Source organism: Deltaproteobacteria bacterium (assembly GCA_016874775.1).
In the GTDB taxonomy this organism is placed as follows: domain Bacteria; phylum Desulfobacterota; class Binatia; order Bin18; family Bin18; genus VGTJ01.
This window is the reverse complement of sequence record VGTJ01000249.1, coordinates 1-6,597: the sequence shown is the minus strand read 5'-3', so window position 1 is coordinate 6,597 and position 6,597 is coordinate 1. Positions and strand designations below refer to the sequence as shown.

The following is a 6,597-nucleotide window of genomic DNA, read 5'->3' as shown; positions in this document are numbered from 1 at the left end:
ACTCAGAAATGGGCTCCTGCAGCACCATTGGCAACGCCGGTCTTAGCTTGTCGGGGCCGTGCCGCCAAGCATAGCACTGTCTCGTTTCTGCCTCCACGCTCCGCGCCGCGCGCTGTGGAGGACTCAGAATGACAGGGATCGGAGTCCTCAGCGCAAAGTGTACGAGTGTTCTCAGATCTGATCTAGGGGGTGTTTTCGTCACAGATGGTGCGCAAGGCTTTCCACTGTTTCGCAGTGAGGGCATCCCCTTTGCCACGCACCAGGGCGCGGATCGCAGCGATGCGCTCTTTCCCTGGAGGGTGAGTTGAAAGGAACGACATCAGTTGATCTTCGACCGATTCCTTGACGCCGTGATGAGCGGACTTCACCTCGTCAGTCGCTTGATAGCGAGTGAAAAAATCAATCAGTCCCTCGCCACGAATGTCGGCTTTGTTCAACATCTCAACCCCTACCCGGTCAGCCTCGGTCTCAGTTTCTCGACTGTACGACAACGTAAACACGACTTCTCCCAGGTGAGCTCCTGAGGCTGCAGCAGCCGAAAACCCGCCGAGCACCGTTCCGCTCACCATTCGTAGTCCCATCGCATGGACTAACCCGCGGAGTGGGTGACGCTGGACTTGGTGCGCCATTTCATGGGCAAGCACTCCTGCAACCTCCTCTGGTGATTGAGCTGCGGAGATGAGGCCTTGAAACACAACGATATAGCCGCCAGGTAGCGCAAAAGCGTTAACGACCGGAGATCGGTGCACCCGCACGGTAAAAGGCGCCCCGGTCGGCATGGTTACGGCAAGTCGCTCGGTTAAGGATTGAAGAGCAGCTCCCCCAGCTTCTCCGCGACACATGGGCGTCTTTTGTACAAACGCTTCATTAACGTGTTGCCCAAAGGCGGCTTCCCATTGAACGGGAGTCAGACGGGCTAAAGGGTCAGCCAAGCGCGGAATACCCCAGAAGAGGGCACAGACAGTAGCTGCGACTGCGATCCCCCAACTGACCAATCGAGTCGTACTGCTCCGCGGAGGTCTCCTCTCTTCACACGCGTTCGGCATTGCGCGGTGGAGCAGCATCAGAAAGCGCTGGTCATTGATCGTCACGCTCGCGTCACTTCTTTCACTGTGACGGAGACGCACACAGTGGCCGCGATACAGCGTACTGAGCGTCTGTAAACCAGCGTACGACCATTCATCGACAAGCTGGGCGTTCTCATAAAAGAGGCGTAGCTCGCGTGGCCCAAGAGCAACCTGTAATGTACGGCGCTCAGCCGTCCGCCCGTCGGTGAAAAACGCGTGAAATAGTATGAGTCGTTAGACACTCCCCATACCAAAAACGCCGACCAGTCCTTCCCCGGTAGCCGGAACTTCGTGGTCGCTCTGCAAGATGCGCAGATACTCAAATTCGCCATCGATACGCAAATGGGTCGAAAGTACGTGCGCAGTGCGGACGACGACGAACGGGTAAGCGAATCCTAATGTCGCAATCAGTAACAGCCAGTTACCTATTGTAAGGCGTAGCAACTCACTGCCAGAGATTGTCGAGCGAAAGGTTACGCCTTGCAGTTGCGTGTGCTCGGCAACATACCGATACTCCGCCGCACGGTACCAAAACCAGCTCAGGCCTAATGTCGGAATCAACAACAGATACGACTTCAGGAAAGCAGCGAACAGTTCCTTGCCTCGGCCATCGTACGTAAGTCGCTCACTACCAAACCAGGTGTTATTAAGTGTGTAGTTGAGCATGTGGTGTCGCATGAACGGTGTATAGAGCCCCAGCGTTAACACAGCGATGCCTTGAGTGCTAACCCAGGTTTTGGCATAGGTGATCGCTGAGCCAGACTGGGCAAAGCGAATCCCACGCCATCGGGTGCGACTCAGGAGATATTGCCGGGCACTGTACATCCCAACCCCAATCAGGATGTACATAATGTAGGTGAAAATGATGCGTACCAGCGTCTCAAATTGTGGATTGAACGACGTCACGGCACGGGAAGCCAGCTGCGTAAACGTAATCACGCCCCCGGTCACCGCGAGGGCGCGTAGAAAGCCAAGAAAAAGTTCTTTCCCTTGCCCCGTATATTCGAAGTGCTCGTCATCGAAACTGGCCTGACTCCACAGGTACTGACGAATACGTGTTTTTCCCCAGAAACGGTAGACCCCGAGTGTGAGGATATTAAACAGCACATTCGTTAGAAAAAGGCCAAAAAGGTCGCGGGCATCCGCAGGGCAGCGGAAGCGCCGGACTGACTTATACAAGAGCATGCAGCGAACCTTTCGGTGCAGCGGAGTTCGCTACTGCTATCGGCGTCCAGAGTCCCTGCTTTACCGTACTCGCCTAGCCGTCTCCAGCCAGGCAGATTTTGTTAGGAGACACGACGTTGGGCAAGAATTTGCCTGAGAAGGTCGCGGTCAATTTTACTTTTTACCGTACGGCGATCAAGCTGCAGGCGACGCGCGGTTTCCTCGTAACTTCCCGTTTGTGCATAGATAATTGTACTGTAGCGGCAGAGCAGCTCGTCTGCGGTCAGCGTACCAGCCTCAAAAGCTCTCACCACCTCCTCCGTCAGCCCCTGCTTTTGCACTGGTACTGGTCGGCACTCCTTGCGCACCAGTACGTTCCTCACACACTGTTCGAGTTCGCGAATATTGCCAGGCCAAGCATAGTGAGATCCCAACTCTTGCACAATCCACGTTTCCACTTCCTGTGCGAGCGCCTCCCCTTCCTCACCAGCGATGCGGCGACAAATGAAGAGGAGCAACTCTCGCAGCCCTGCAGAGGATTCTTGCAGTTGCTCATATAATGAAGGGGTCGTCACCACATCAGAACAGAGGCGATAGTAGAAATCTTCGCGAAAATGCCGCTCTTGCATGGCCACCAAGAGGTCGCGGTTGGTCGCCGCTATCAGTTTGCCACGGAAATGACGATCGCTTGTTTCCCCTAGCGGTTGAAAGGTCCGAGTTTGCAGTACCCGTAACAATTTGACCTGAATCGTAGCTTCGAGATCACCAATCTCATCAAGAAACACCGTCCCAAGCGCAGGGCACACCTCTAGCCACCCTTTGCGATCCTGTAAGGCGCCGGTGAAGGCGCCACGACGATGGCCAAACAGTTCCGACTCAATCAACGTCGAAGGCAGAGCCGACAGATTGATGGCGTAAAACGAGCCGCTGAAGTCATCAGCAAAGGTCAACGTTTTGGCATCGAAAGGAACATAGCGAGACAACCCGATCGCACGCGCAACAAGCTCTTTCCCCGTGCCAGAAGGTCCACGAACCAACGTCGTAAAGTCACCCATGCGGTCGAACAACGTCCGCCGGTAGCGGCGCATATCGTAGGTAAAAATCGATTGCCATACAGCAGCGCGCAGGCGAGCGGCAGCCAGTGAACTGCCAATGATTGATTCGATGATGTGATGAAATGCCCGGCGGATTTGAAAGAAACAGGCGAAGAGATGCGCCGTATCGTACACTACCGGCAAGCGAACATCGGGAAGCGAAAAAAAATGATCCCAATCCTGGAGAAACTCCGAGTAGAACCCAAGCCGTTTCGCGTTCGACCGCTGCTGCTGACTTTGCGTGATGAGCGTATAAAAATGAGACTGCGTACGATGGAAGAGAAGAAACAGGGCCGCATCTTCATAGAGCCCGAGATCCTGCGTTGCGGCTGTTATGCCCTTCGCAAGGCGGTCACGCAGTTTTTCCATCAAGAGCGCAACCCGATCGGCAATAGCAGTATTGTTCGCTCGGGGCGTGCGGGGGTCATCGACACGAAGACTCCAGACGGCCTCACCTTCGACAAAGTCGGCACCCAATGCTTCACGTTCGTACGTAATACGCTCTGGTAAGAACGGGTTGCAGTAGCCGAGTTTAGCTACTGCTTGGAGAAACACACGCTCCTCACCGTTGAGAAATGCCATAAAAGACTACCTAAGCGTTTAGTACAACACCTGTTGCGCCTTCAGGCGCGCGATCGTTTCATCGCCATAGCCCAGGATGTCGCGGAGGACTTCGTCTGTATGTTGCCCGAGTAACGGCGCAGGAGAGCGTACCCCATTCGCTGAATTGGCAAGCACCCACGGAATTCCTGCGTGCGTCTGCGTCCCCACGATCGGATGTGACAGTCGCGCGAAAAAACCACGGCTATTCAATTGCGCATCTTCTACCAGGTCTTTGCTACTCATCGAGGGAAAGGCAGCGACCCCGGCAGCTTGTAAACTATGAGTGATCTCCCACCGATCACGTTGTGAGGTCCAGCCCGTAATCAACTGCTCCACTTCGTCTTCGTGCGTTTTCCGCTCTCGTGCAGTCAGGAACCGTGGATCGTGTATCAGCTGCTCTTGTTCCATCACACGGCACAATGCCCGCCATTCCTCTTCTGTGCTGCAGGCGATCGTCACCCACACATCCTCGCCAAGACAACGAAAACAATTGTGTGGTGCCATCCACGTGTCCCGGTTTCCGTGCCGCTGCGGTTCTCTGCCGTTCATGGCATATTCCATCCAGCCTTCTGCGGCCAACACAGCGGCAGAGCCCCACAACGCGATATCGATATACTGCCCTTGGCCAGTGCGTTTGCGTGCAGCAAGGGCGGCACAAATAGATACGGCAGCCGTAATCCCAGCATTGGGATCACCAATGGAGACGCCGAGTTCACGCGGAGTATCACCCGGATATCCTGTCAGTGCCGACAGACCGGTGAGGGGCGGGATGGCAGGACCATACCCCATGTAGTCTTGCAGTGGGCCAGTATGACCGTAGCCAGAAATCGACGCGACGACTACATCTGGCTTCAACTTTTTCAGCTCTTCATACCCTAACCCAAGCTCGTCCATCACTCCTGTCGCAAAATTATCAATGACCACGTCGCTCTTCAGAATGATCTCTTTCGCCAATGCGACGCCTTCGTCTTTGCGCAAATTGAGACGGATACTTTTCTTCCCCTGATTCCATTGATTGAAAGGGCCAGAACTATCAAACCCAGGTTTGACTCCCCGTGGTGAGATCGGTAATCGTCGCATCAGGTCAAGATGGGCTTCAGATTCAATCTTGATCACTTCTGCACCGAGATGCGCCAAGTGCATCGTACAATAGGGTCCAGCCCACACCCAGGAAAAATCAGCGACACGTACACCGTCTAACGGAAGTGGGAACGTCCGGTGTCCGGCGTCCGAAGTCAAAAATCCAGCAGACCCTGATTTGACCTGCCCCGGACTTGCCCCGACCGGTTCTGGATCTGCCTTGATTTCCTCATTGTGTTGCCCACGCAGCGGTGCTGGCCGTCGGATTTGCCACCACGGTTCGTGCAATTGGTACGGAGCCCCGAGGTGCGTCAGAGTTCCTGCACGAGGATGGGAAACTTCCACAAAGAAATTACGAATACGAAGTTGCTCCTGTCGCGCTAGACCTGCCATTGTCAACACTGGCGCAAAGCACAGCCGCCGCGCCTGAGCCGCGTGAAATAAATCTTCAACCTTCCATTGTCGTGTCCATTCCTCGACGTAGACTCCGAGTGCGTCCTGATTCTTGATACGATTGGTTCGACCGGAAAAGATATCCCAACTCGTCCACTCCGGGGTCCCCATCAGCTCAACCAGACGCTCCCACTGATCCTCTTCTGGGCAAACAATGAAGATGAGCCCATCTTGGCATTCATACATGCCCCACGGATACATGTAACGTTGCCCTAACCGCGAAGCGATGCGCCCCAAATAACCGTAGTACACAATCGCCTGCTCAAGGAACGAAGCAATAAAGGCTTGCACTGAAAGATCGATGTGCTCACCGATACCGGTCGACAACGCACGAAAATATGCGCCGAGGGTCGCGGTTGCCGCGGCTAGCCCACCTTGAAACCCGCACTGTTCGCCAAAGGCTTTGAGTGGTGGCAGTTCGGGTCGCTCTAACGCCCCTGGGCTTAACCATGCCCACCCTCCGGCATGGGCAAGTGTCAGTTCACACGCCTGATAGTCTTTGTGGGGGCCGGTCAGGCCAAAAGGGGTGATCGAGCACATGACTAACCGTGGATTGATCTCACGAAATGTCTCGTACACAAGACCGTTCTTTGCCATATCACGGGGGGAATAGTTGTGAATCAAAATGTCAGCCCAACGAACTAAACGGAGAAGCGCGTCCGGTTGACGGGAGCAATCGATCGTTACTCCGCGCTTGTTGGAATTGAGATAAAGAAAAAGCCCACTTTTCTCTGGATCGACAACGTCGCCAGGAAACGGGCCACGCAAACGCGCGGTATCGCCACTAGGGTCTTCAACCTTGACGACATCTGCGCCAAGATCGGCCACCAATTTCGTCGCCTGCGCTGCAGACACCATGTTGCCTAATTCAAGGACTTTCACCCCTTCGAGTCCGTACATATTCGTTGCTCCTTACCGAAATAACCGCAGGCTATTCTACCGGAAACAATTTCTTGCGCTTCCCCCTACCCTAATGAAACCAAGAGCCAGGAACTTTCATCTTCTGTGGAGGGTTGATATCAGGACTTACGCTTTGGACCTTAACAAGCCGTGACATGAGGGTTTTGTAGTTCAGCGCGAAGGTAATGACTAAACAAACTCTCCCGCACGGCATACAGGGTCTGGCCCAGTTCTTG

At 54.5% G+C, this 6,597-nt stretch carries 4 protein-coding genes; all 4 read right to left on the bottom strand.

What is annotated here, in order from left to right:
* Positions 1–182: 182 nt before the first annotated feature.
* On the bottom strand, positions 183–1,091 hold the full coding sequence (locus tag FJ147_26375) for a M48 family metallopeptidase (GenBank protein ID MBM4259412.1): 909 nt from the start codon (positions 1,089–1,091) through the stop codon (positions 183–185).
* A gap of 210 nt (positions 1,092–1,301) precedes the next feature.
* Positions 1,302–2,252, bottom strand: coding sequence for a DUF898 domain-containing protein (locus tag FJ147_26370; protein ID MBM4259411.1), 951 nt, complete (start codon positions 2,250–2,252; stop codon positions 1,302–1,304).
* A gap of 101 nt (positions 2,253–2,353) precedes the next feature.
* Positions 2,354–3,907 carry a sigma-54-dependent Fis family transcriptional regulator gene (locus FJ147_26365; protein ID MBM4259410.1) on the bottom strand — a complete coding sequence of 518 codons (1,554 nt, stop codon included), beginning with the start codon at positions 3,905–3,907 and terminating at the stop codon, positions 2,354–2,356.
* A gap of 18 nt (positions 3,908–3,925) precedes the next feature.
* The gene (locus FJ147_26360) at positions 3,926–6,361 is read right to left on the bottom strand and encodes a CoA transferase (protein ID MBM4259409.1); all 2,436 of its coding nucleotides are present in this window, start codon (positions 6,359–6,361) and stop codon (positions 3,926–3,928) included.
* Positions 6,362–6,597 lie beyond the last annotated feature (236 nt).